Annotated in this window: 9 protein-coding genes; 4 read left to right on the top strand and 5 right to left on the bottom strand. The window is 76.9% G+C overall.

The genetic code is table 11. The features are described 5' to 3' along the window. Window positions 1-146: 146 nt before the first annotated feature. The 4 genes from nagB to A2U95_RS30025 all read left to right on the top strand — a co-directional run bounded on the left by nagB (window position 147) and on the right by A2U95_RS30025 (window position 3,781). Window positions 147-932, top strand: coding sequence for a glucosamine-6-phosphate deaminase (nagB, locus tag A2U95_RS30040; protein WP_166028849.1), 786 nt, complete (start codon window positions 147-149; stop codon window positions 930-932). Between the two features lie 156 nt (window positions 933-1,088). Then, the gene (locus A2U95_RS30035; protein ID WP_166028847.1) at window positions 1,089-1,760 is read left to right on the top strand and encodes a DUF4232 domain-containing protein; all 672 of its coding nucleotides are present in this window, start codon (window positions 1,089-1,091) and stop codon (window positions 1,758-1,760) included. 349 nt (window positions 1,761-2,109) lie between these two features. After that, on the top strand, window positions 2,110-2,769 hold the full coding sequence (locus tag A2U95_RS30030) for a hypothetical protein (protein WP_166028846.1): 660 nt from the start codon (window positions 2,110-2,112) through the stop codon (window positions 2,767-2,769). Between the two features lie 148 nt (window positions 2,770-2,917). Then, complete coding sequence (locus A2U95_RS30025; protein WP_166028845.1) at window positions 2,918-3,781, top strand: hypothetical protein; 864 nt, start codon at window positions 2,918-2,920, stop codon at window positions 3,779-3,781. 171 nt (window positions 3,782-3,952) lie between these two features. On the opposite strand, the gene A2U95_RS30020 is transcribed toward A2U95_RS30025, so the two are convergent. The 5 genes from A2U95_RS30020 to A2U95_RS30000 form a co-directional block, all read right to left on the bottom strand. Next, window positions 3,953-5,005 (bottom strand): LLM class flavin-dependent oxidoreductase, encoded by a 1,053-nt coding sequence (locus A2U95_RS30020; protein WP_166028842.1) that lies wholly within the window; start codon window positions 5,003-5,005, stop codon window positions 3,953-3,955. Between the two features lie 55 nt (window positions 5,006-5,060). After that, window positions 5,061-5,834, bottom strand: coding sequence for a thioesterase II family protein (locus tag A2U95_RS30015; RefSeq protein WP_166028840.1), 774 nt, complete (start codon window positions 5,832-5,834; stop codon window positions 5,061-5,063). After that, window positions 5,834-6,349: a GNAT family N-acetyltransferase gene (locus A2U95_RS30010; RefSeq protein WP_206283123.1), complete on the bottom strand. Its 516-nt coding sequence runs from the start codon at window positions 6,347-6,349 to the stop codon at window positions 5,834-5,836. Before A2U95_RS30010 ends, A2U95_RS30015 begins: the two co-directional genes overlap by 1 nt. Window positions 6,350-6,489: 140 nt before the next feature. Next, the gene (locus A2U95_RS30005) at window positions 6,490-6,693 is read right to left on the bottom strand and encodes an MbtH family protein (RefSeq protein WP_166028836.1); all 204 of its coding nucleotides are present in this window, start codon (window positions 6,691-6,693) and stop codon (window positions 6,490-6,492) included. 113 nt (window positions 6,694-6,806) lie between these two features. Then, window positions 6,807-26,822 carry a non-ribosomal peptide synthase/polyketide synthase gene (locus tag A2U95_RS30000; RefSeq protein WP_166028834.1) on the bottom strand — a complete coding sequence of 6,672 codons (20,016 nt, stop codon included), beginning with the start codon at window positions 26,820-26,822 and terminating at the stop codon, window positions 6,807-6,809. Window positions 26,823-26,836 lie beyond the last annotated feature (14 nt).

The raw sequence follows: 26,836 nt of genomic DNA, 5'->3' as shown, positions 1-26,836 counted from the left end.
GGCCCGCCGCACCCCGCGCGCACCGGCCGGGCGCCCGCTCCCGCGGCGCCCGGCCGGCCCTCCGGCGCGTCCGCCCGCCTCCACCCCCGTTCCCCGGGTCCGGCCCTCCCCTCGCCGGACCCTCCTGACTGATCGGCAGGTCCACCATGGAAGTCGTCATCGTCCCGGACGCCGAGGCGGGCGGCCGGCTCGTCGCCGAGGCCGTCGTCCGGCTGCTCGGGCACAGGCCCGACGCCTTGCTCGGGGTGGCCACCGGCTCCACCCCGCTGCCCGTCTACCAAGCCCTGGCGGCGACGGCGGCCGCGGGCGGGGCGGACCTCTCCCGGGTCCGGGTCGCCCAGCTCGACGAGTACGTCGGGCTGCCCGCCGGGCACCCCGAGTCGTACCGCTCGGTGCTGGAGCGGGAGGTGCTGGCGCCGCTCGGACTGGGCCCGGAGGCGTTCCTGGGCCCGGACAGCACGGCGCCGGACGTGGCGGCGGCGTGCCGGGAGTACGAGCGGGCGCTCGCGACCGCCGGCGGGGTGGACCTCCAGCTGCTCGGCATCGGGAGCGACGGCCACATCGGGTTCAACGAGCCCGGCTCCTCGCTCGCCTCCCGCACCCGCATCAAGACGCTCACCGAGCGGACCCGCGGCGACAACGCGCGCTACTTCGGCGGGGACCCCGGCCGGGTACCGCGCCATGTGATCACCCAGGGCATCGGCACGATCCTGGAGGCGCGCCACGTGGTGCTGCTCGCCACCGGCCCGAACAAGGCGGACGCCCTGGCGGCGGCCGTCGAGGGGCCGCTCGCCGCCCGGTGCCCCGCCTCCGCGCTCCAACTGCACCCGCACGCCACGGTGGTGGCCGACGAGGCGGCCGCCTCGAAGCTCACGCTGGCGGGGTACTACCGTCACGTCTTCGCCGGCAAGCCCGACTGGCAGCACCTGTGACCCGGTGCCGGGGCGTGCCGGGCACCGCCGGGTCACAACCGTCGTGTCCGTGTCACGAACGTGCCCGTGAACGGCTCCGGACCGGTACGGGCGGGCACCGGGGCCGCTGCGGTGGGGCACCCTCACCGGTACAGGCAGACACCCGGGGGGATTCCCATGGTCCACGCAGTTCGTCCACGCCGCACCGCCGCCGCACTGGCCGCCCTCTCGCTCGGCGCCCTCGCGCTGACCGCGTGCGGCGGCGGCACCGGGAAGGACACGGCCGCCCCCGCCACGTCGGCGGCCCCGTCCTCCGCGGGCACGGGCAAGCCCTCCGCCACGCCTTCGACGGCCGGCCCGGGTGACGGCGGCGGCACCGCCGGGGGTTCCCCGGACGGCGGCGGCACCCCGCCGCCGCCGGAGGCCGGTTCCGACGACGGCCAGGACGGGGGCGTGGGCATGTGCGAGACGAAGGACATGGCATGGACCGTCACCGTCGCCTCCGAGCCCGCCCACCACGCGCTGCTGACCGCGGTGAACAAGGGCGGCGCCCCCTGTCTGCTGCCGGTGAACGAGCTGGTGATCACCGTCCCGGGCCTCGACGGCGCCGCCGGGCGCGTGGGCCCGGAGGGCACGGACCGGATCGTGGACCCCGGCGGGCGTTCGTACGCCGGGATCCGGTTCTCGCGCGGGGACGACGCGGGCGGCAGGAGCGCCGACAAGGTGGAGGTCGCCCTCACCGCTGCCGAGACGCCCGCCACGCTGCCGGTCGGCGACGGCCCCGTCACGGTCGACGACATGCTGGTCACCAGCTTCTTCGGCACCGCCGAGGACGCGCTCTCGCACTGAGACGCCCCGCGGGCCCACCGCCGGCGCGTCCGGGCGAGCCGGCCGGACCACGGAGGGCCACGCCGGTCGTGACCAGCGGGATGTCGCCGGGACGCTGCTCCTTGCGCCGGAAACCGGCGGGCCCTGCGGGGCGGCGGACCGCCCCCGGGAGCCGGGGCGCGGGGCTGACCGGCGGAGCCGGCCTCCCCCCGGTCGCCCGCCTGCCCCACCCGGCGTGCGGAGCTTCGCGGGGGAGGGCACAGTGGGGCTGCGTCGGCGGCGGCCACGTGCGGCGACGGTCCCGCGAGGAGGGCCCGGGGCCCGCGTCCGCCGCCCGGGAAGCGCACGTCGCGGGCCGGCTGGAGGACCGATGCACGACAAGCCGCTCAGCAGGATCACCGGGAGACCGAGGCACCGCCGGCCGGGCGCGCCGGACGCCCCCGGCGGCGGTGCGGGCCCTGACGGGTTCGGGCTGGACGAGGACAAGGTCGAGGGTTTCACCGCCGGGACGCTGGGGCCCGAGGACGAGGCGCGGCTGGCGGAGGAGGTCGCCGCGCTCCTCCCCCTGCGCTGGTCGCTGTCGCCGCGCGCCGAGGAGCTGCTGAGCCAGGTGAACGACCGCCTGGGCGGGAACCGCCGGCTGATGGAGTGGCTGGACGGCCATCCCGGTCTGCCCCGCCTGACGGCCCGGCTCGTCGTCCTGACGGAGAACCTGGACCACTTCGGCGAGAACGGCGCCGTCGTCGACTCGGTGCGCGCCCACCGCGGCCGCTCGCCGTTGCCGGCCGAGCTGAGGGACGTCCTGCCGCCGGACACCGACGAGGCGACGCTCTCCGCCATCGCCCACCGGGTGGAGGAGCTGCTCGGGGAGCGCCGCGCGCAGGACGCCACGCGGCTCGCCCTGGCCACGACCGACTGGCTGGGGGGCGTCGCCCGGGGCGCGGCCCCGGATTCCCCCGAGGTCGCCGGGATGGGTGAGCTGATGTCCCATCTCCACGCCGACATCGCGCAGGCGACCGCGGCGTCCTGACGGGGTGCCGCCGCAGACGCCCCGTCACCCGTCCGACGGTGCTGCGCTGGTCGTCGCCGCCGGTCGGTGGTGCGGTGGAAGCGCAGAGGGAGCCGCCCGGAGCGCCAGGCGCCGGGCCGTCGTTTTCTTCCGTCCTCAGGAGGCACTGGTGACCACCCCCCGTCCGGCCGTTCGCCCGGCCCGTCTCCTCGCCGCCGCGGTGGCGGCCGGGGCCCTGTTCGCCACCGCGGCCTGTTCCGCGGAGGAGGGAGGAACGGGGTCCGGGTCGCGCACCGGTGCCGGACCGGCCGAGCGCCCCGCCGCCGCGGCCACCACGCCCGGCTCCCCCTCCCCCTCCCCCTCCCCCTCCCCCTCCCCAAGGCTCACCGAGGAGGGCGCGCGCCAGGCACTGATCACCGATGCCGACATCGAGGACGCCTGGACCCAGGTCGATCCCGGGACCGCGCGGTCCTGGCGGAACCGCCTGCTGCTCGGCGACGTCGACGCGGCCCAGTTCCTGACGGGCCGGTCGGACGTCTCCGACTGCCAGCGCCTGGCCGACGCCCTCTTCGCCGAGACGCTGCTGGGCCCTCCTTCCGGCGCCTCGGCGCTCACCGGGTTCGAGGAGGGCGACTCCCGGCTGCTCTACCAGGTCGCCGCCTACGAGAAGTCCGGTCTCGACGCGTCGATGCGGTGGCTGCGGTCGCTGCCGCAGAGCTGCGACAGCTTCACCCTGACCGGCGACGACGGGGAGCGGACCGTCGAGGTGGTGGAGACGTCGCTGCCCGGCGTGGGTGACGCCCGGCAGGGACTCACCGTGACGGCGCGGGGCACCGGCGTCGGCGAACCGGCGACCCTCACCCTGACGGTGGCGGTGGTCCAGGTCGGCGCCAACGCGATCACCCTCACCCAGGGCGGCCTGGACGGCGCCGAGGAGAGCACCACCAGGTCCGCGGTCCAGCAGGGCACCCAGCGGCTCCAGGAGGTCCTCGCCGGCCGCACGCCCTCGCCGGACCCTTCGTTCTTCGACTGACGCGGGCGGGGCGGAGGGCCCACCGCTTCCGCGCCCGCCGGCGGGGAAGCGCCGCCACGGCCACGACGTCCAGCCGCCCGGCCCCCGCGAGGACCCCCGCGGCGGTCAGGACCGTCCCGCCGGGACCGTCCCGCCGGGACCGGCGGGCCGAAGTCCTCGGCGTCGTGCCGTTCAGCCGGCCGGGCGCCAGCCGAGGAGGGGGCCCAGGCGGGTGGCGAAGTCGGTGAGGATCTGTTCGTGGTCCTCCTTGGCGAACGTGAACGGCAGGGCGAAGGCCACCTCGTCGACCTCCCGGAACGAGGCGAGCGAGGTGAGGCGTTCGGCGAGTTCCTCGCTGGGGCCGACCAGGTCGGGGGCGAACAGCAGCCGCGCCGGGCCCTGGGGGGAGCGGGTGCGGGGCAGCCGTTGCCGGGCGTACTCCTCGTACCTCGCCCGCTGGGCCGGTGACGCGCCGTCGGTCGGGACGACCACCAGCCCGTGCGAGACGCGGGCCGCCTCACCGAGCGGGTGGGCGGCGCGGAAGGCGCGGATGTGGGAGAGCTGGACGGCGTCGAAGTCCGGGGCGTCGTCGTCGGGGTCCTCGGCCTTGACGACGCTGCTGGTCAGGAGGTTCATGCCCTGCTCCCCCGCCCAGCGCGCGGAACGCAGGCTGCCGCCGCCGTACCAGAGGCGGTCGCGCAGGCCGGGGGAACGGGGCTGCACCCGGTCGGAGAAGACCTCGATGCCCTGGGTGCCGCTGAAGCGGGACGCCGGCCCGCCGGCGACCAGGTCGAGCAGGCGGCTCACCCGCCCGTACCCGAAGTCCTCGGCGTCCGCGGTGTCCGGGTAGAGCGAGTCCTTGACGTCCTCCCAGTGGACCGGCGGGCCGACGCTGACGCCGGGGTTGAGGCGGCCGCCCGACAGGACGTCCACGGTGGCGAGGTCCTCGGCGAGGCGCAGCGGGTTCTCCCAGCCGAGCGGGGTGACGGCGGTGCCCAGCGCGATGCGCCGGGTGCGCTGGGTGGCGGCGGCCAGGACCGCCACCGGCGAGGAGATGCCGTGCTGCAGGTGACGGTGGCGCAGCCAGGCGCTGTCCAGGCCGAGGCGTTCACCGAGCTCGATCAGCTCCAGCGTGGCCTCGTGGCCGGGGCGCGGGTCGGCCTCGTCGAACAGGCCGATGGTCAGGAAGCCGAGCTTGCGCAGCGGCCGGGAGGGGGGCGTCGCGGTGTCCGGGGTGGACGGCATGGGGTTCCTCGGCTTCCGTCGGGCGGTGTCATCCGGGGAAACCCGCGGCGCCCGGTCACGGCGGTCCGAGGTGCGGGGCGAGCCGGGAGGCGACGTGGTCCAGCAGCACGGCCTGCTGCTCGCGCGGGAAGAAGTGCCCGCCGGGCAGGACCACCGTCTCGTGACCGGCGTCGGTGACCTCCGCCCAGGTGTCCAGGTCGGTCACCGGGCAGACGGGGTCGCGGTCGCCGCCGTAGGCGGTGACCGGGACCCGCAGCCGCTCGGCCGGCGGGTCCGGGCGGTAGGCGTCGAGGAGCCGGTGGTCGCCCCGCAGGGACGGCATGAGCACCTCGCGCAGGTCGGGGTGCTCGTACGCCCACGCGTCGGGGCTCGAAAGGCGCCTGACCGACTCCAGCAGTCCCGCGTCGTCGAGCCGGGCCGGCACGCGGCTGCCGAGGTGGGGGGCGCGCCGTCCGGACACCAGGAGCGCGACGGTCTCCGCGCCGGCCGTGCGCCGCAGGCGGAGCGCCACCTCGTAGGCGACGGCGCTGCCCATGCTGTGCCCGAACAGGGCGACGGGCAGGTCGAGGTGGGGCGTGAGGGCGGCCGTGACCGCGTCGGCCAGGGCGGCCATGGAGGTCGCGCACGGTTCGGCGAGGCGGTCCTGCCGGCCCGGGTACTGGACCGCCAGCATCTCCACGCCCTCGGGCAGCCGGTCCCGCCAGGCGGCGTACGCCGTCGCGGTTCCCCCGGCGTGCGGGAAGCACACCAGCCGCAGCCGGGGGCGTCCGGCGCCGTGGCGCCGGAACCAGGGGCTGCGCGGTTCGGCCCGCGCGTCGGTCCTCCCCATCAGGCGGACCCGGTCAAGGGGAGCACGAGCATCCGCGTCACGGTGCCGTCCTCGGCCACGACGTCGCGCACCGGGCGGAAGCCCAGCTTGCGGCTCATCTCGATGCTGGCGGTGTTCCGGGCGCCGACCATGCCGTAGACCTCCGTCAGCCCGAGGTTGTCGGCGGCGTGCCGGATCAGGCCGCGGACGGCCTCGGTGCCCAGGCCCTTGCCCCAGTGGGCGGGGGCGAGGGCGGCCACGAGTTCGTGGCCGTCGACGTTGCCGGTCTTCTTCACCTCCGCGTGGCCGACGTAGGCGCCCTCGTGCCACAGGCCCCACACGTCGAACAGGTGCTGCGGGTAGACGTCGGTGAGGATGGCGCGGAACAGGACGCGGATGTCCGCCTCCGGCACCCGCTCCTGGCCCATCCAGCGGCAGACCTCCTCGTCGCGCAGGAGGCCGACGAAGGCGTCCTCGTCGACGGGTCGGTAGGGCCGGAACTCCAGCCGTTCGGTGTACAGAACAGGTGTCTTCATCACGGTCTCCCGGTCGGTGCGGTGACGGAGCGACGGCGCGACGGGTGGGGGGCCGGGCGCGGAGGCGTGGGGCGGCGTGCCGGGGCGCGGAGGCATGGGGCGGGGCACCGTGCCTCCGCGCCCCCGGGTGCGGCGCCGGGTCAGGACCCGGCGTTCTCCATCCGCTCGCGCAGGCTGCGCGGGCGCATGTCGGTCCAGACCTCGTCGACGTAGGCGGTGCACTCGGCCTCGGTGCCCTCCTTGCCGACGGGCTGCCAGCCGGCGGGCACCTCGATGTCGGCCGGCCACAGCGAGTACTGGTCCTCGTCGTTGCGCAGCACCTGGTAGCGGGTGTTCTCGTCCATCTCTCTGCCTTCCGTTGTCGGTGCGGTGTCCTTGCGGGCCGCTGTCGCGGCGGTGTGCCGGGTCCGTGGCGTCCCCGGCCGGGGCGGGCAGCGTGCCCGGGCGGCGCCCATCCTCAGTTCTCCCCCCGTGCGTGGCGCGCGATGTGCCGGAGCGCCTCGGCGAACTCCGTGGCGACGCGCCGGACCGTCTCCGTGTCGTGGACGGCGGGGCGGTGGTTCCAGGTGAAGGTGAGGCGGCCGTGCCGGACGGCGCCGTTCACCTCGAGCAGGTGGGAACCTCCGTCGCGGGGGTCGTGGTCCTGGCCGAGGCTGCCGTGCTCGGCGCGGATCAGCCCGGTGCCCGGGGCCTCGTCGCCGGCGGGCCGGGCGTCCAGCTGGCCGAGGTAGTTGAAGACGACCTGGCCGAGCGCCGCCTCGCCGCCGAGCCGTTCGCGCACCTCGGGCGGGCCGTAGGCGCGCAGGGCGCCGAAGCCGATGCCGTTGCCGGGCACGGCGCGCAGCTGGCGGCGCACCGACTTCACCAGGGCGCGCCAGTCACGGCCGGGGCCGAGGTCGTCGGGCGCGTCGACGTTCAGGGCGACCGGGTGGACGGTGGTGAACCAGCCGACGGTGCGCGACAGGTCGACCCCCTCGAGCAGGTCCTCGCGGCCGTGGCCCTCCAGGTCGAGGCGGACCCGCTTCCCGCCGGTCCACCGGGCCAGGGCGAGGGCGAGGGCGGCGAGCAGGACGTCGTTGACGCGGGTGCGGTAGGCGGTGGGCGCGGACCGCAGCAGGGCCTCGGTGTCCTCCTCGTCGAGTTCGACGAGGAGCATGCGGGCCTCGCCCGCGTCGGGGAGCGCCGGGCCGGGCAGCGGGTCGGCGGTCACCGCCTCCTCCCAGTGCGGCAGTTCGTGGTCCAGCGCGCCCTGCGCCACGTGGGCGGCGAGCCCGCGGGCCCAGTCCCGGTAGGAGGTGGTGCGCTCCCCCAGCTCGACCGGTCCGCCGCGCACCGCCTGGCGGTAGGCGGCCTCCAGGTCGTCGCGCAGGATCCGCCAGGACACGGCGTCCACCACGAGGTGGTGGGCCACCAGCAGGAGGAAGGCGGGGCGCTCCGGTCCGCCGGTGAACAGCCCGGCGCCCAGCAGCGGGCCGTGCTCCAGGTCGAAGCCGGCGTGGAGCGCGTCGGCGGCCTCCTCCATGACGGCGTGGGCCCTCTCCGGGGGCAGGCCCGTCAGGTCGTGGTGGACCAGGACGTCCTGCCGCCCGGCCGGCGGCGGGTTGAACTGGCGCCAGCCGTCGGCGTCCCGGGTGAAGCGCATGCGCAGCGCGTCGTGGTGGTGGAGCAGGGCGAGGAGGGCGGTCTCGAGGGCCGCCGGGTCGGGGGCGCCCTCGAGTTCCAGGAGGAGGGACTGGTTGAAGTGGTGGTGCGCGGCGCGCGGGGTGGTCAGGAACCACTGCTGGATGGGGGTGAGGGGCACCTCGCCGCTGACCGGGCCGTCGTCGGCGCGCTGCGGCCCGGTGCCGGCGACGGCGGCCAGTTCGGCGACGGTCTGGTGGGCGAACAGGTCGCGGGTGGCCAGGTGCAGCCCCTCGCGGCGCAGCCGGGACACCACCTGCATGCTGAGGATCGAGTCGCCTCCCAGGTGGAAGAAGTTGTCGTCGGCGCCGACCTCCGGCACTCCGAGGACCTCGGCCCAGACCCGGGCGACGCGCCGCTCGGTCTCCGTGCGGGGGGCGGTGCGCGGTCCGCCGGGGGCGGGCACGGGGCCGGGGGCGGGGAGGGCGCGCCGGTCCAGTTTGCCGCTCGGGGTGAGCGGCAGCCGCTCGAGCGTGACGAACACCGAGGGCACCATGTGCGGCGGCAGGTGCCGGGCCAGTTCCTCGCGCAGGCCGGACGTCTCCGCGTCGGGGTGCCGGTCGTCCGTGCCGGCGGGGACGACGTAGGCCACCAGCCGCGCGGTGCCGGTGGTCCCGTCGTCGCGTACGACGACGGCCGCGTCGCGCACCCGGCCGCCGCGCCGCAGGGCGGCCTCGATCTCGCCCGGTTCGATGCGGTAGCCGCGGAGCTTGACCTGGTGGTCGGCGCGGCCGGCGAACAGCAGCTGTCCGCCGGCGTCCCGGCGCACCAGGTCGCCGGTGCGGTACATCCGGTCCCCCGGCGCGCCGAACGGGTCGGGCAGGAAGCGGGCCGCGGTCAGGCCGGGCCGGCCCAGGTAGCCGCGGGCCAGGCCCGGGCCCGCGATGTACAGCTCCCCCAGCACGCCCGGCGGCACGGGACGCAGGGCGGCGTCGAGGACGTGCACGCGGGTCGCGCCGGCCGGGCCGCCGATGGGCGGCGCGCCCGCGGCGGGGGTGAGCGGGCCGGTCCAGGTGGCGACCACGGTGGCCTCGGTGGGGCCGTACGAGTTGATCATCCGGCGGCCGGGGGCCCACCTCTCGACCAGGTCGGCCGGGCAGGCCTCGGCGCCGACGATCAGGGTGCGCAGCGCGGGCAGCGCGGCCTCGGTCCCCTCGGGGACGGTGGCGAGGGCGGCCGGGGGGATCAGCGTGTGGCTGATGCGGCGCCCGGCGAGCACCTCGGCCAGCCGTTCGCCGACCAGCGGGCCCTCCTCGCCGGCCACCAGGGTGGCGCCGGAGAGCAGGGAGACGCACAGTTCCAGGACGGAGGCGTCGAAGCTGGGCGAGGCGAACTGCAGCACCCGGTCGCCGGGGCCCGCCGCGTAGCGGTCGGCGGCGGCCGCGGCGAACGCGGCCAGGCCCGTGTGGGTGACGACGACCCCCTTGGGGGTGCCGGTGGAGCCCGAGGTGTAGATGACGTACGCGGGGTGCGCGGTGGTGAGCGGGGCGGCGCGGTCCGCGTCGGTGGGCGCGGTGTCCGGTCCGCCGACGGCCCACACCTGGGCGGGGTCGTCCAGGACCAGGGCGGCGCCCGTGTCGCGGATCATGAACGCGCGGCGTTCCTCGGGATAGTCCGGGTCGACGGGGAGGAAGGCGCCGCCCGCCTTGGTGACGGCGAGCTGGGCGACGACCGCCGCCGCGCCGCGCGGCAGCCGCAGGGCCACCACCGTCTCGGGGCCGACCCCGAGGCCGATGAGCCGGTGGGCGAGCCGGTTGGCGGCCCGGTCGGTCTCCGCGTACGTCCACTCGCGGCCGCCCTCGGCCAGGGCGACGGCGTCCGGGGTGCGGGCCGCCTGCCGTTCGAACAGCTCGGGCAGGGTGGCCTCCGCCACCGGGCGGGCGGTGCCGCGTCCCTGCTCGAGCAGGGACGCGAGTTCCGAGTCGGTGGTGAGCGGCAGGGCTCCCAGGGGCCGGTGCGGGTCGTCGGCGAGGGCGGTCAGCAGCGTGGTGAGCTGCGCGGCCATGCGTGCGGCGGTGGTGTCGTCGAACAGCGCGGTGCTGTAGGTGAGCAGGCCGTGCAGGGCGCCGTCGTCGGTCTCGGCGAACTCCCAGGTGAGGTCGAACGCCGCGTGCCGCAGCTCGGTCTCGGCGTCGGTGACCTCCAGGCCCGGCACGTCGAGTTCGGCGGCCGGGGTGTTCTGCAGGACGACCATCACCTGGAAGAGGGGGGTGCGGCTGGTGTCGCGTTCCGGGCGCACCTCGTCCACCACCCGCTCGAAGGGCACGTCCTGGTGGGTGAACGCGTCGAGCACGGTCTGCCGGACGCCGGAGAGGAACTCCGTGAAGGGCTGCTCGGGGCGGACCTCGGAGCGCAGGACGAGGGTGTTGACGAAGAAGCCGACCAGGCCCTGCGTCTCGGGCAGGTCGCGGCCCGAGGTGACGGTGCCCACGGCGATGTCCTGCCCGCCGGTCAGCCGGGCCAGGTAGGCCTGGGTGGCGGCGACCAGGGTGGTGAACAGGGTGGCGCCGCGCTCCTGCCCGGCCCGGGCCAGCCGGCGGGCGGTGTGCGGCGGCAGCACCAGGCGGGTGGTGGCTCCGCCGGCGTCGCGCACCGGCGGGCGCGGCCGGTCGGTGGGCAGGCCGACCGGTTCGAGGTCCGCCAGGCGTTCCTTCCAGTACGCGAGGTGCTCGCCGGCGGCGCCGTCGGCGACGGTGCGCTGCCAGTGGGCGTAGTCGGCGTACTGCACGGGCAGCGCGGGCAGTTCGCCGGCGGCCGTGCCGGTCTCGGCCCGGTAGAGGTGGAACAGGTCGCCGGTGAGGACCGCGGTGGACCAGCCGTCGGTGACGATGTGGTGCGTCACGAGGGCCAGGACGTGCTCGTCGCCGGACAGCCGCACCAGCGCGGGACGCAGCAGCGGCCCGTTGCGCAGGTCGAAGGGGCGGGTGCGTTCGGCCGTGAGGAGTTCCTGGAGCCGGGCCGCGCGGTCGGGCCCGGGCAGGCCGGACAGGTCGTGCAGCGGCAGCGGGACGTCCTGCGGCGGGTGCACGATCTGCACGCCGTGGCCGTCGGCGGAGTCGAAGGTGGTGCGCAGCGACTCGTGCCGGGCGACGACGGCCCGCAGTGCCCGGGTGAGGGCGGCGGTGTCCAGGACGCCGCGCAGGCGCAGCGCGAGCGCGGTGACGTACTCGGCGTTGCCGGGCGCGAACTCCTCGAGGAACCACAGGCGTTGCTGCGCGTACGACATCGGGGTCGCCGTGTCGCGCGGCACCGGGGTCAGGGCGGTCCGTGCCGGCGCCGCGCCGGGCCCGGTGAGCAGGGCGGCGAGCGCGGCCGGGGTCGGGTGGTCGAACACGGCGCGTGGTGAGACGTCCGCGCCGAAGGCCTCGGCGAGGCGTGAGGCCAGGCGGATGCTGAGGATGGAGTCGCCGCCCAGCAGGAAGAAGTCGTCCTCGGCGCCGGGCCGTTCACCGCCCAGCACCTCGGCGAAGACCTCCACGGCGCGGCGTTCCGCCTCGGTGCGGGGCTCGACGGGCGCCCGGTCCGGTCGCCCGGCGTCGGCCGCCGGGGCGGGGAGCGCCGCCCGGTCCACCTTGCCGTTGCCGCTGAGCGGGAGCGCCGGGAGCGGGACGACCGCGGAGGGCACCAGGTAGTCGGGCAGGGTGTGCCGGGCGTGTTCCAGCAGGGCGTCCGGGTTCCGGCCGGCCTCGCCGACGACGTACGCCACCAGCCGCTTGGAGCCGGGGCCGTCCTGGCGGGCCACCACCGCGACGTCCGCGACGCCCGGGTGGGCGGCGAGGGCCGCCTCCACCTCGCCGGGTTCGACGCGGAAGCCGCGGATCTTCACCTGGTCGTCGGCGCGGCCGAGGAACTCGACCGTGCCGTCGGGGCGCCGCCGGGCGAGGTCGCCGGTGCGGTACACGCGGGCGCCGGGCGGGCCGCAGGGGTCGGCGAGGAAGCGGGCGGCGGTGTCGCCGGGGCGGCCGAGGTAGCCGCGGGCGACGCCCTCGCCCGCGATGTACAGCTCGCCGGCGCAGCCCGGCGGGACGGGGCGCATCCGGTGGTCGAGGATGTGCACGCGCTTGTCGTCCAGGGGGTGTCCGACCGGCACGGTGCCGGGGACGGAGGAGGCGTCGGCGAGCGCGTGGGAGGTGGCGAAGGTGGTGGTCTCGGTGGGCCCGTAGCCGTCGACGACGGTCAGGCCCGGGCAGGCGGCCAGGACCCGGCGCACGGCCGCCGCGGGGACCACGTCGCCGCCGGTCCACACCTGGCGCAGTCCGGCGAAGCAGTCCGGCGCGTCCTGGGCGAGCAGGCGGAACAGGCCGGCGGTCAGCCACAGGGCGGTCAGGCCGCCCTCGTCCCCCGCTCCGGCCAGCCGTCGCACCAGGGCGGCGTCGACGGTGTCGCCGGGTGCGACGACCACGGTCCCGCCGGTCAGCAGCGGCGCCCACACCTCGAAGGTGGCCGCGTCGAACGCCACCGGCGAGTGCAGCAGCACCCGGGCGCACACGCCGTCGCCGAACCGGCTGTCGGTGGCGAGCGACGCCACGTCCCGGTGCCGCACGGCGACCGCCTTGGGCCGGCCGGTGGAGCCGGAGGTGAACATGACGTAGGCGAGGCGGTCGGGGTCGGCGGGCGGGAAGGACCCGTCCGGCGTCCCGGACGCCGTCGCGCCCGTCGTCCCGGCCGGTGTCCCCTCGGGGTCCCCGGCGCAGGCGGTCACGTCCTGGGCGGTGAGCCGCACCGTCGCGCCCGCCTGCTCCAGCAGCGTCCGGCGCCGCTCCTCGGGGGCGCGGGCGTCCACCGGGACGTAGGCGCCGCCCGCCTTGAGCACCGCGAGCTGGGCGACGACGAGTTCGGCGCCGCGTTCCATGAGGAGGGCGACGCGGTCCTCCGGGCGCGTCCCGTCCCGCAGGAGGCGGGCGGCCAGGCGGTCGGACCAGGCGTCGAGACGGCGGTAGGTGATCCTCCGGTCGCCGTCGTGGACCGCGACCGCGTCGGGGGTGCGCCGGGCCTGTTCGGCGAAGAGGCCGACGGGGCTGCCCGGCGGGACGCTGCGGGCGGTGGTGTTCCACCGGGCCAGCGTCCGCCGGTCCTCGGCGGTCAGCAGCTCCAGGTCGTCCACCGTCGCGTCGCCGCCCCCTTCGCCGGCGAGCGCGTCGGCGAGCGCGGTGACCAGGACGGCCAGCCGGGCCGCCGCGTGCTCCACGGTCGGGGCGTCGAACAGGGCGGGGTCGTAGTCCAGGTCGAGGCCGAGCCGGTCGCCGAGGTGGGCGCGCAGGCACAGCGGGAAGGAGGTGGCGTCGTCGGTGCGCACCTCCTCGACGCCCACGCCGGTGCGGGCGGTGGCGGTCTCGTCGACGGGGTAGTTCTCGAAGACCACCATGCTGTCGAACAGCGGCTCGCCGGCCGGTCCCCCGGCGGCGGCCTGGATGCGGGGCAGGGCGAGGAAGTCGTGGCGGCGCGCCTCGGCCTGGTCCTCCTGCACGCCGTGCAGCCACTCCCGCACGCTCCCGGACGGCACCCGCACCCGGCTGGGCACGGTGTTGATGAACATGCCGATCATCGTCTCGACGCCGGGCAGTTCGGCCGGACGTCCGGAGACGGTGGTGCCGAACACCACGTCCCGCCGTCCGCCGGTGCGCGCCAGCAGCAGCGCCCAGGCGCCCTGGACGACGGTGTTGACGGTGAGCCCGGCGCGCGCCGCCGCCTCCCGCAGCCGCAGGGAGACCGGTTCGTCCAGCGTGTTGCGGACGGTCGCGGCGGAGCGGGCGCGGTGCGCCTCGGCGGGTACGCGGTCGTACGGCAGCGGGGTGCGTCCGGTGAAGCCGGCGAGGACGCCGGCCCAGTACCGTTCGGCCGCGGCGGCGTCGCCCTCCTCCCGCTCGGCCAGCCAGCGCAGGTACTCCGCGAACGGCCTGCGGACCGGGGGCACGGCGGGCCGGCCGCCGGTGCGGGCGGCGTACAGCTCGCACACCTCGGTGAGCAGCTGCCCGGTGCTCCAGCCGTCGAGGGCGATGTGGTGGGTGGACCACACGAGCAGCACCTGGTCGCCGGGCAGGGCGGCCAGGGTGAGGCGGGTGAGCGGGGCGCGGGTGACGTCCAGGCCGGCCGCGCGGTCCTCGGCGAGGATCCGCCCGGTGGCCTCGGCCAGCTCCCGCGGCGTCAGGCCGCGCAGGTCGAGGTGGGTGACGGGCAGTTCCACGGTGCGGTGGACGACCTGGACCGGGTGCGGCAGGCCCTGCCAGTGGACGCTGGTGCGCAGGGCGGGGGTGCGGTCGCACATCCGCTGCCAGGCCTCGGCGAACGCGTGCGGGTCCGCGACGCCGGAGAGCCGTACCGCGACGCGGTCGGCGTAGGCGTCCGCGGTGTCGACCAGCCCGTGGAAGAGCATGCCGGACTGCAGCGGGGTCAGCGGCAGCACGTCGGCCACGTGCCGGCCGTCGCCGACGAGGCGGTCCAGCTGCTCCTGGCCGAGGCCCGCGAGCGGGAAGTCGGAGGGCGTGCGGCCGCCGGCGTCCGGGCGGGCGCAGTGCGCGACGATCTCCCGCAGCGCGGTGCGGGTCTCCTCGGCGAGGCGGCGCACGACGGCTTCGTCGTAGACGGCGGGCGGGTAGGTCCAGCCGAGTTCGAGCCGGCCGTCCTGGACGACTCCGGTGACGTCCAGCAGGTAGGGGCGCTCCTCCCGCGGGTCGGTGTCCCGGCCCACCGGGGGCAGCGCGCCCCGCAGCAGTCCGTCGCCGGCCCCGCCGCCCGCGTCCCACTGCCCGTGGTAGTTGAAGCCGACCTGCGGGCGGGGGGCGTCGGCGAGCGGGGAGCCGGGCACGAGGTGGCGCAGTGCGCCGTGGCTCAGCCCGTGCCGCGGCACGGCGCGCAGTTGTTCCTTGACCGAGCGCAGCGTGTCGTGCCAGCCCGCGTCGGGGGCGACGGTCAGCGCGAGCGGGAACTCGGCGGTGAACCAGCCGACGGTGCGCGACAGGTCCACGTCCTCGAACAGGTCCTCGCGGCCGTGGCCCTCGACGCCGACCAGGACGGTGTCGCGTCCGCACCAGCGGGCCAGGGTGCGGCCCAGGGCGCTCAGCAGCACGTCGTTGACCTGCGTGCGGTAGGCGTCGGGAACCCGGCGCAGCAGCGCGTCGGTCTCCTCGCGCCCCAGGGTCACGGTGAGGGTGGCGGCGGCGCCGTGGGTGTTGGGGCCGTCGTGGCCGGCCGGCAGGCCGGCCGGGGCGCGGCCGGCCGCCGTCCAGTGCTCCAGGTCGGCGTCGAACGCGCCGGAGCGGGTGTGCTGCTCCAGCCGGGTCGCCCAGGTGGTGTACGCCGTGCCGGCCGCGGGGAGTCCGGCCGGCCGGCCGGCCGCGGCGGCGCGGTGGGCGGTCTCCAGGTCGGAGAGCAGGATGCGCCAGGAGACGCCGTCGATCGCCAGGTGGTGGACGGTCAGGACGAGCTGCCGGGGGTCGCCGTCGAGGAACAGGGCCCGCACGACCCGTCCCTCGGCCGGGTCCAGGGAGGCCCGGGCCGCGTCCACCAGGCGCTGGACCTCCTCCTCCCCGGACGGCGCGGCGTGGTGGGTGAACACCTCGTGCGGGGCCTCCGGCAGGACCTCCTGGCGCCGGCCGGCCGGCGTGTCCCGGAACCGGGTGCGCAGGGCGGGGTGGTGGCGCACGAGTGCCTCGACGGCCTGCCGGAGCGCCTCGGGGTCCGTGTCCGGGGCGAGGGCCAGGCGCTGGGTCATGGTGAAGAGCAGCGGGTCGCCGGGGCGGCGGCCGTCGAGGTACCAGTGCTGGATGGGGGTGAGCGGCGCCTCGGCGGGCGCCTCCTCGACGGCCGCCGGGGCCGCGGACCCGGTGACGCGCAGGGCGAGTTCGGCGACCGTCTGGTGGCGGAAGACGTCCTTGGTGGTGAGGGCGAGGCCGGCCTGGCGGGCGCGGGCGACGATCTGGATGCTGAGGATCGAGTCCCCGCCCAGGGAGAAGAAGTTGTCCTGGGCGCCGACCCGTTCGACGCCGAGGACGTCCTTCCAGATCTCCGCCAGGCGTTCCTCGGTGCCGGCGCGCGGCGCCACCCACGGGGTGGTGCTGTCGGGCTGCGCGGGCGGGGCGGGCAGCGCGCGCCGGTCGGTCTTGCCGCCGCTGGTGCGCGGGATGCGCTCGAGCGGCACGAACGCGGTGGGCACCATGTGGTCCGGCAGGGTGCGCCGCAGCCGTACCCGCAGTTCGTCGGAGGGCGGGACGCGGTCCGCCGCGGGCACCAGGTAGGCGACGAGCATGGTGCGGCCCGCGTGGTCGCGGGCGGCCACGGCCGCGTCGGCGACGTCCGGGTGGGTGAGCAGCGCGGCCTCCACCTCGCCGGGTTCGATGCGGAACCCGCGGATCTTGACCTGCTCGTCCACGCGGCCGAGGAACTCCAGCCGCCCCTGGGCGTCCCACCGGACGCGGTCCCCGGTGCGGTACATCCGCTCCCCCGGCGTCCGGCCGAACGGGTCGGGCAGGAACCGGGCGGCGGTCAGGCCGGGCCGCCCCACGTATCCGCGGGCGACCTGGGGTCCGGCCAGGTACAGCTCGCCGGGGACGCCGGGCGGCACCGGGCGCAGGGCTCCGTCGAGGACGTGGGCGCGCAGGTTGCGGCCGGGGCGGCCGATGACCGGCCGGTCGGGGCTGTCGGCGCAGCGGCCGTAGACCGCGTCGACGGTGGTCTCGGTCGGCCCGTACACGTTGTACGCCGTCACGCCCAGGCCGGCCGCCGCGCACAGCCGGCGCCAGGTGGCGCCGTCGACGGCCTCGCCGCCGACGAGGAGCAGGCGCGGGTGGTGGTGGCCGGGGTCGAGGAGGCCGGCGGCGAGGAGTTCGCGCAGGAAGGACGGCGTGACGTTGACGAGGTCCAGGCGGTGCTCGTCGATCCGCGCGCGGAAGGCCTCCGGGTCCAGCCGGGTGTCCTCGTCGACGAGGTGCACCTCGTGGCCGAGGGCGAGCAGCAGCGGGCCTTCCCACGAGGTGTCGAAGGAGAAGGAGGCGCTGAGCGCGGCGCGCAGCCGGCGTCCGTCGCCGGTGTGCGGGGCGAGGAGGTTGTCGCGGTGGTCGAGGCAGAGGTTGACCAGGTGGCGGTGTTCGACGGCGACGCCCTTGGGCCGGCCGGTGGAGCCGGAGGTGTGGATGACGTAGGCGGTGTGGCCCGGTTCGAGCGGCCGGCGGCGGTCGGCGTCGGTGGGGTCGTGGCCGGGCAGCCGGTCCCAGGGAACGGCGCGCAGGGCGTCCGGGGTGAGCACCGTCCGTGCCCCGGTGTCCTCCAGCAGGGCGGCGGCGCGCTCGGCGGGCAGGTCCGGGTCGAGGAACTGCAGGGCGGCGCCCGCCTTCAGCACCGCGAACAGCGCGACCATCAGGTCGCCGGTGCGCGGCAGGCGGACGGCGACCACGTCCTCCGGACCCGCTCCGAGACCGATGAGGTGGTGGGCGAGCCGGTTGGCGCGGGTGTTGAGGGCGGCGAAGTCCAGGGTGGTGTCGCGGGCCACGAGGGCGGTGTCGTGCGGGGTGCGGGCGGCCTGTGCCTCGAACAGGCCGGTGAAGGTGGTCTCCGGCAGGGGCAGCGGGGCGCCCTGCCAGGTGTGCAGGACCTGGTGCCGCTCGGCCTCGGTGAGCAGCGGCAGTTCGCCGGCCGGCCGCTCCGGGCCCTCCACGGCCGCCTCGACGATCAGCCGGAGCCGGGTGGCGAGGCGGCGGGCGGTGTCCTCGTCGAACAGGCCGGTGCTGTACTCCAGGTGGCAGGTGACGCCGCCGTCGTGCTCGACGAAGTCGAAGGCCAGGTCGAAGGTGGCGTGCCGGACGGGCGGCGTCAGCGGTTCGACGTCCAGGCCGGGCAGCGCGGGGACCTCGGCGCCCAGGTTGTGCAGCGCGACCAGGACCTGGAAGAGCGGGGTGCGGCTGGTGTCGCGTTCCGGCTGGAGGGCGTCCACCAGCTGTTCGAAGGGCACCTCCTGGTGCGCGAACGCGTCCAGCACGGTCTCGCGCGCCCGCTCCAGCAGCTGCCGGAACGACAGGTCGGGCCGCACCCGGGCGCGCAGCACCAGGGTGTTGACGAACATGCCGACGACGTCGTGCAGTTCGGGCCTCTCGCGCCCCGCGGTGACGGTGCCGACGGCGACGTCCTCCTGCTCCGTCCAGCGGGCCAGGAGGATCTGGCAGGCGGTCAGCAGCGCCATGTACAGGGTGGCGTCGGCGGTGCGGGCCGTCTCGCGCAGGCGGCCGGTGAGCGCGGCCGGCAGCTCGAAGGTGAGGAGGGCGCCCTCGCGGGTGCGGACGGCGGGCCGGGGCCGGTCGGTGGGCGGCTCCAGCGGCGTCAGTCCCTCCAGGACCCGCCGCCAGTGGGCGAGGTCCTCCTCGGCCCGGTCGGTACGGGTGCGCTGCCAGGCGGCGAAGTCGCGGTAGGTGACCGGCAGTTCGGGCAGGACAGGAGCACGGTGCTCGAGGGCCGCCGTGTACAGCTCGCTCAGGTCGCGGCCGAGGACGGCGACGGACCAGCCGTCGGTGACGATGTGGTGGACGGCGAGGACCAGCACGTGCTCGTCGGCGGCCGGCCGGACGAGGCGGGCGCGCAGCAGCGGGCCGGCCTCGAGGTCGAAGGGGGTGGCGGCCTCGGACCGCAGCAGCGCGTCCAGGGCCTGCTCGTCCTCGCCGGTCAGGTCGTCGGTCCGCAGGTCCACGGGGGACGGCGGGTTCACCACCTGCCGGGCGGCGCCGTCCCGCTCGGCGAAGGTGGTGCGCAGGGCCTCGTGCCGGGCCACCAGGCCGTCCAGGGCGGTGCGCAGGGCCTTCTCGTCGAGCGGGCCGCGCAGCCGCAGCACGGACAGCGTGGTGTAGTCGGTGGATCCCGGCTCGAACCGGTCGAGGAACCACAGGCGTTGCTGGGCGTACGACAGCGGCGCCGGGGTGTCCGGGCCGGCGGCCGGTATGAGGTCGGGCGAGCCGTCCGCCGGGTCCCCGAGCGCGGCCGCCAGCGCGGCGACCGTGGGATGGGTGAACAGCAGGCGGGGGGACACGTCCGCGCCGAAGGCCGCGCGCAGCCGTGCGGTGACGCGCACGGCGAGCAGGGAGTCCCCGCCGAGGGTGAAGAAGTCGTCCTCGGCGCCGACCTCCTCGACGGTGAGGACGTCCGCCCAGGCGGCGGCGACGAGGCGTTCGGCGGGGGTACGCGGCGCGACCCGGTCGCCGCGGGCGGCGAAGCCGTCGGGGCCGGGCGCGGGCAGGGCGCGCCGGTCGAGCTTGCCGTTGACCGTCAGGGGCAGGGCGGGCAGCGGCACGTAGGCCGCGGGCACCATGTAGGACGGCAGCGACCGCTCGAGGTGGGCGCGGAGTTCGGCGGCGGACGGCGCGGCCGGGCCGCCCGCGTCGCCGGCGGGCACCACGTACGCGACGAGCCGCCGCGTGCCGGTGGCGTCCTCGTGGACCTCGACGGCGGCGTCGCCGATCCCGGGGTGGGTGTGCAGGGCCGCCTCGATCTCGCCCGGTTCGATGCGGTAGCCGCGGATCTTGACCTGCTGGTCGGCGCGGCCCAGGTACTCCAGGGTGCCGTCGGCCCGCAGGCGGGCCCGGTCGCCGGTGCGGTACATCCGGGTGCCCGCAGGCCCGTACGGGTCGGCGGGGAAGCGGGTCGCGGTCAGCCCGGGCCGGTCGAGGTAGCCCCGGGCCAGGCCCTCCCCCGCCACGTACATCTCGCCGACGGCGCCCGGCGGCACGGGTGCCAGGGCGTCGTCGAGGACGTACACCCGCAGGTCCTCGATGCCGGTGCCGATGGGGCTGGCGGCGCCGCCGGCGGGCTCGGTGCCGTCCAGCGGGGCGTAGGTGACGTGCACGGTGGTCTCGGTGATGCCGTACATGTTCACCAGGCGCGGCGCGTCGTGCGGGTGCCGGTCGTACCAGCGGGCGAGCGGCGCCACGTCGAGCGCCTCGCCGCCGAAGATCACGGTGCGCAGGGCGAGCCGGTCCCCGGTGTCCGGGTGCTCGGCGTCGGCGCGGATCAACGGGCGGAACGCGGACGGCGTCTGGTTGAGGACGGTGACCCGCTCGTCGGCGAGGAGCCGCAGGAAGTCCTCCGGGGAGCGGGCGACGTCGTCGGGGACGACCACGAGCCGGCCGCCGTGCAGCAGCGCGCCCCACAGCTCCCACACCGAGAAGTCGAAGGCGTAGGAGTGGAACAGCGTCCACACGTCGTTCCCGTCGAAGCCGAACCGGTGCGCGGTCCGGGTGAACAGGCGCACCACGTTGGCGTGCGGCACGACGACGCCCTTGGGCCGGCCGGTGGAACCGGAGGTGTAGATGGCGTAGGCGGGGTGTTCCGGCAGCGGCCGCAGGGCCGGGTCGCCGGGGCCGGCGGCGGGGCGGCCGGCGAGGTCGGCGGCGGTGTCCGGGTCGTCCAGGGGCAGGACGGGGACCCCGGCGTTCCGGACCCGCGGCGCGACCTGGGTGGTGGTCACCAGCGCGACGGGGCGCGCGTCGTCCAGGATGCCGGTCAGCCGCTCGTCGGGCACCTGGGGGTCGACGGGCAGGTAGGCGGCGCCGGTCTTCAGCACGGCGAGGATCGCCACGACCTGGTCGACGCCCCGGGGCAGGGCGAGCGCGACGTAGCGTTCCGGGCGGGCCCCGGCCTCGGCGAGGCGGTGGGCGAGGCGGCCCGCGCGGGCGTCGAGGCCGGCGTAGTCCAGGTGCTCGCCCCGCCAGGTGACGGCGGGGGCGGCGGGGGTGCGGGCGGCCTGGGCCTCGAAGAGGTCCACCAGGGTCTCGGTGGGACGGCCGTGGGCGGTGCCGTCCGTCCCGGCGACCAGGCTCCGCCGCTCCTGCGGTGTCGTCCAGGGCAGCGCGCGCAGCGGGCTGCCGGGCGCGTCGGCGATCCCCGTCAGCAGCAGGCGGAGCCGGTCGGCCAGCGCGCGGACGGTCGCGGCGTCGAACAGGCCGGGGTCGTAGGCCAGGTCGAAGCCGATCCGTCCGCCCTGGAAGGCGCGCAGCACCAGCGGGTAGTTGGTGGCGTCGCGGGAGGCCACCTCGGCCAGGCGCACGCCGGACACGGCGGTGCGGGCCTCGTCGAACGGGTAGTTCTCGAAGGCGACCATGCTGTGGAACAGCGGGCTGCCCGGCGGCACGTCGCTCAGCGCGGTCAGCTCGGCGAGGGACACGGCGGCGTGCCGGCGGGCCTCGGCCTGCTCCTGCTGGAGGTCGCGCAGCCAGTCGGCGGCCGGCCTGCGGAGGTCCACCCGGACCCGGGTGGGCAGGGTGTTGATGAACATGCCCACCATGGACTCGGCGCCGGGCAGGTCGTCGGGGCGGCCGGAGACGGTGGTGCCGAACACCACGTCGTCCTGGGCGGCGTACCGGGCGAGCAGCAGCGCCCAGGCGCCCTGGACGACGGTGCTCAGGGTGAGCCCGGCCTCCCTGGCGGTGCGGGTCAGCCGTTCGGAGACGGCCTCGGTCAGGCCGGTGGTGTGCACGGCCGCCGACCGGGCCTGGTGGGTGCGGTCCGGTGCGCGGTCGGCGGGCAGCGGTGTCGGCGTGGCGAATCCGGCGAGGACGTCGCGCCAGTGTCCGCGGGCGGCCTCGGTGTCCTGTTCGGCGAGCAGGCGCACGTAGTCCCCGAAGGGGCGGCGGACCGGCGGCCGGCTCTCGCCGCCGGAGACCAGGGCGGCGTACTCCTCGCACACCTCGGTGAGCACCTGTGCCAGGCTCCAGCCGTCCAGGATCAGGTGGTGGGAGGTCCACAGCAGCCGCAGTTCGGCGTCGGGCAGCCGGACGAGGGTGAGGCGCATCAGGGGCGCGGCGGTGAGGTCGATGCCGCGGGCCAGGTCCTCCTCGCCCAGTCGCCGCAGCCGCTCGGCGAGTCCGCCGGGGTCCTCCCCCGGGCCCCCGGCGCCTTCCCCGTGCCGCCAGTCCAGGTGGGTGACCGGAACGGTGACGTGCCGGTGCACGACCTGCAGCGGGACGGGCACGTCCTCCCACACCACCGAGGTGCGCAGCGCCGGCGTGCGGTCGGTCACCCGCTGCCAGGCGAGCGCGAAGGCCCGCGGGTCGGCCACCCCCCGCAGCAGCAGGGACGCCTGGTCCACGTAGACGTCGTCGGGGCCGCCGACCAGGCGGTGGAAGAGCATGCCCTCCTGCAGCGGCGTCAGCGGCAGGATGTCCTCGACGCCGCGTCCGTCGCCGGCCAGCCGGTCCACGCCGGCCTGGTCGAGGCGGGCCAGCGGGAAGTCGGACGGGGTGCGGCCGCCGGCGTCCGGGCGGGCGCAGTGCCCGGCGATCGCGGCCAGCGCCGCCGTCATGCCGTCCGCGAGGCGCCGCACGGTCCGTTCCTCGTGGACCTCTTCGCTGTAGTGCCAGGTGATCTCCAGGGTGCCGTCGGTGACGGCGGCGGAGACGTCGAGGAGGTGGTCCAGCGGCTCGTCGGCCGCGATCTCCCGGCCGGGCGCCTGCCGGGTCTGGGCGAAGTCGCCCGAACCGGGGGTCTCCCACTGGCCGTGGTAGGTGAAGGACACCTCCGGCAGCGGGATCTCGCGCAGGACGCGGGCGGCGGGGTCGGGCGAGCCGAGGCGGGCGAGCGCCTCGTGGCTCAGGCCGCGCCGGGGCACGGCGCGCAGCCGTTCCTTCACCGCCTTCAGGGTGGCGCCCCAGTCGGGCGCGCCGGCCGGCCCGGCCGGGGTGAGGGTCACCGGGTACTGGGAGGTGAACCAGCCCACCGTGCCCGAGAGGTCCAGCGGCTCGCCGATCTCCTCGCGGCCGTGGCCCTCCAGCGCGACGGTGACGTGCTCGGCGCCCGCCCAGTCGGCGAGGACCCGGCCGAGGGCGCTGAGCAGGACGTCGTTGACCTGGGTGCGGTAGACGCCGGGCACCCGGCGCAGCAGCGCCTCGGTGGTGGCCCGGTCCACGCGCGCGCGTACGGTGCGCACCGACCCGGCCCGCGGGGTGCCCGGCCGGTCCACGGGCAGCGGGGTGCGCTTCCCGGCGGCCTCGGCCGTCCAGTACGGCAGGTCGGCGTCCAGGTCGCCGGCCCGTACCCGTGCGGACAGGTGCGCGGCCCAGGCGGCGAAGGGCGTGGCCTCCGGTTCCAGGCGGACCGGTTCGCCGCCGGCCGCCTGCCGGTAGGCCCGCTCGACGGCGGCGAGCAGGACGCGCCAGGAGACGCCGTCGACGGCCAGGTGATGGGCGGTCAGGAAGAGCTGCGGGCGTTCCCCGGTGGCGGCGGGCAGCAGCAGGGCCGCGCGGAAGAGGGCGCCGGTCTGCGGGTCGAGGGCGGCGCGGGCGGCGCCGGCGGCCTCCTCGCGGGCGGCCTCCGGGTCGGCGGCGGCGGACAGGTCGTGGCGGGTGAGGAGTCCGGTGGCCGGGCCCTCCCCGGGGTGCTGCCGCCAGGCGCCGCCGTCGCGGGCGAACCGGGTGCGCAGGGCCGGGTGGCGCGCGGCCACCGCTTCCACCGCCCGCTCCAGGGCCTCCTCGTCGAGGTCGTGCGGCAGGTCGAGGAGGACCGACATGCTGAAGTGGCGCAGCGGGCCGTGGGTGGCGAGGAACCACTCCTGCACGGGGGTCAGCGGGGCCGGCCCGGCCGGGTGCGGCGCCCGGGGGGCCGGGGCGGCCGGCGTGCTCCCGGCGGCCGCGGCGGTGGCGAGGCCGGCGACGGTCTGGTGGCGGAAGACGTCCTGCGACGACAGGTGCAGGCCGGCGGCGCGGGCGCGGGAGACGACCTGGATGCTGAGGATGGAGTCGCCGCCCAGCTCGAAGAAGTTGTCGGTGACGCCCACCCGGGGCACGCCCAGCACCTCGGCCCAGATCCCGGCCAGGGTCCGTTCGGCGGGGGTGCGCGGGGCGACGTGCTCCCGTTCGCTCCGTCCGGCGGCGGGGTCCGGGGCGGGCAGGGCGCGCTTGTCCAGCTTGCCGCTGGTGGTCAGCGGCAGCGCGTCGAGGACGGTGAAGGACGAGGGGACCATGTGCTCGGGCAGGACCCGGCGCAGGGCGTCGCGGAGCGCGGACCCGGCGGGGGCGGGGGCGGTCTCGGCGGGGACGACGTAGGCGGCGAGCCGGGTGTGACCGCGCTCGTCGGCCGCGGCGACGACCGCGGCGGCGGTCAGCTCCGGCAGGTCGAGCAGGGCGGCCTCGATCTCGCCGGGCTCGATGCGGTGGCCGCGCACCTTCACCTGGTCGTCGGCGCGGCCGAGGTGGTCGACGCGGCCGTCGGCGGTCCAGCGGGCCAGGTCGCCGGTGCGGTACATGCGGGTGCCGGGCGGGCCGAACGGGTCGGCGACGAAGCGGGCGGCGGTCAGTCCGGGACGGCCCGCGTAGCCGCGGGCCACCTGCTCGCCCGCCAGGTACAGTTCGCCGCCGACGCCGGGCGGCACCGGCCGCAGCCGGTCGTCGAGGACGTAGGCCCGCACGTTGGGCAGCGGGCGGCCGACCAGGGGGCGGCCGTCGCCCTCGATCCGGCAGGAGAGGGCGTCGACGGTGCACTCGGTGGGGCCGTAGAAGTTGTACGCGGCGACGTCCCGGTGCGCCGCGAGTTCGCGCCACAGGCCGGCGCCGACGGCCTCGCCGCCGATCATCAGCACCCGCGGGCGGTGGCGGGCGTCGGTGAGCAGCCCGGCGGGCAGCAGCTGGCGCAGGTAGGACGGGGTCACGTCGAGGAAGTCGACGCGGTGCTCGACGACGTACTCCACCAGGGCCGCCGGGTCCAGGCGGGTCGTCCCGTCGACGAGGTGCAGCGGGTGGCCGTCGGCCATCAGCAGCACGCCCTCGAGGGAGGTGTCGAAGGAGAACGACGCGGTGAGCGCCACGTTCAGCGGTCCGCCGCCGGCCTCGGCGACGAAGCCCTCGCGGTGCGCGGCGAGCAGGTTCGCCACCGAGCGGTGGGCCACGGCGACGCCCTTGGGGCGGCCGGTGGAGCCGGAGGTGTAGATGACGTAGGCGGTGTGGTCGGGGTCGGGGAGGGCGCGCCGGCCGGTGTCCGCGGGTCCGGTGGCGTCCTCCAGGGCGGCGCGCACCGCCGCCTCGTCGAGGACCAGGGCGGGCCGGGCGTCGTCGAGGAGGTACCGGACGCGTTCCTCGGGCAGCGCCGGGTCGAGGGGGAGGTAGCCGGCGCCCGCCTTCCACGCGGCGAGGATCGCGACGATCATGTCGGCGGTGCGCGGCAGGCGCAGGGCGACCAGCCGCTCGGGTCCGGCGCCGCGGGCGGCGAGGTGGCGCGCGAGCCGTTCGGCGCGGGCGTCGAGGGTGGCGTGGTCCAGGCGTTCGCCGCCGGCGACGAGGGCGGTGGCGTGCGGGGTGCGGGCGGCCCGCTCCTCGAGGAGCTGGGGCAGGAGCGCGGCGGGGACGGGGCGGGCGGTGTCGTTCCAGTCCTGGGTGACCTGGCGCACCTGGGCCTCGGAGAGCAGCGGGAGCGTGCCGAGGGGGCGGTCGGGTGCGGCGGCGGCGCCCGCGAGCAGGCGCCCGAGCTGGTCGGCCGCCCGGCGGGCGGTGTCCGCGTCGATCAGGTCGGTGCGGTACTCCAGCAGGCCGGTCAGCGCCTCCCCGTCGGGCACGAACTCGACGCTGAGGTCGAAGGTGGCGGCCTGCCGGGGCACGGCGACCGGGGCGGTGGTGAGGCCGCGGAGCGCGGGGGCCGTGGGCGGGGCCGGGTGCAGCAGGACCATCACGTCGAACAGCGGGTTGCGGCCCGCTTCACGGGGGGCGCCGACGGCCTCCACGAGCCGCTCGAACGGCGTGTCGCCGTGCGCGAAGGCGTCGTTGACGGTGTCGGCGGCCGCCGCCAGCAGGTCGCGGAAGGAGCCGGAGGTCTCCACCGGGGTGCGCAGCACGACGGTGGAGGCGAAGAAGCCGACGGTGCGTTCCAGGTCGGTGCGGGAGCGGCCCGGGGTGAGGGAGCCCACGGTGATGTCGTCCTGCCCGGACCAGCGGGCCAGCAGTGCCTGGCAGGCGGCGGTCAGGGCGGTGAACAGGGTGGTGTGCTGCTCAGCGGCGAGGGCGCGCAGCCGGGCGGTGACGTCGGCGGGGACGGTGAAGGAGTGCACGGCGCCCGCCCCGGACTCCTCGCCGCGGCGCGGCCGGTCCAGGGGCAGGGCGGGCGGCACGGCGCCGCGCAGTCTGTCCGCCCAGTGGGCCAGTTCGCGTTCCAGGCGGTCGCCGGACAGCCGCTCGCGCTGCCACACCGCGAAGTCCGGGTACTGGGTGGCCACCGGCGGCAGGTCGGCCGGCTCGCCGTGGGCCAGGGCGTCGTAGGCGGTGCAGAGTTCCTCCAGCACCACGCCCGTCGACCATCCGTCGGTGACGATGTGGTGGGCCGTCAGCAGCAGGACGTGCGCGTCGTCGGCCTCGCGGAGCAGCAGCGCGCGCAGCAGCGGGCCGGTGCGCAGGTCGAAGGGGCGGGCGTACTCGGCGAGCAGCGCGTCCCGCGTGCGTTCCGGGGTCACCTCGCGCACCGGCAGCGGGACGGGGGCGGGCTCGTGGACCCGCTGCACGGGGCGGCCGTCCGGTCCCTCGTCGAAGGTGGTGCGCAGCGCCTCGTGGCGGGCCGCCACCAGGTCCAGGGCGCGGCCGAGGGCGCCCTGGTCGAGCGCTCCGGTGAGCCGCAGTGCGACGGCGCTGTTGTAGCGGGCGTCGCCGGGGCGCAGGCGGTCCAGGAACCACAGGCGCTGCTGGGCGAAGGACAGCGGCAGCGGGCGGGTGCGGTCGGCGCGCGGGATGTCCTGCCGGGCGGCGGTCCCGGGCGCGGCCGCGGCGCGGCCGGCCAGCCGGCGGCGCAGGGCCTCCCTGAGGTCCTCGGGCAGGGCCTCGGCGCGGTTTCGCTTCGAAGACGTCATCGGGGTCCGGTCCT

Origin of the sequence: Streptomyces chilikensis (assembly GCF_001642695.1) — a bacterium.
Lineage (GTDB): Bacteria > Actinomycetota > Actinomycetes > Streptomycetales > Streptomycetaceae > Streptomyces > Streptomyces chilikensis.
The sequence above is the reverse complement of the archived record's forward strand: the minus strand, read 5'-3'. Positions and strand labels throughout refer to the sequence as shown.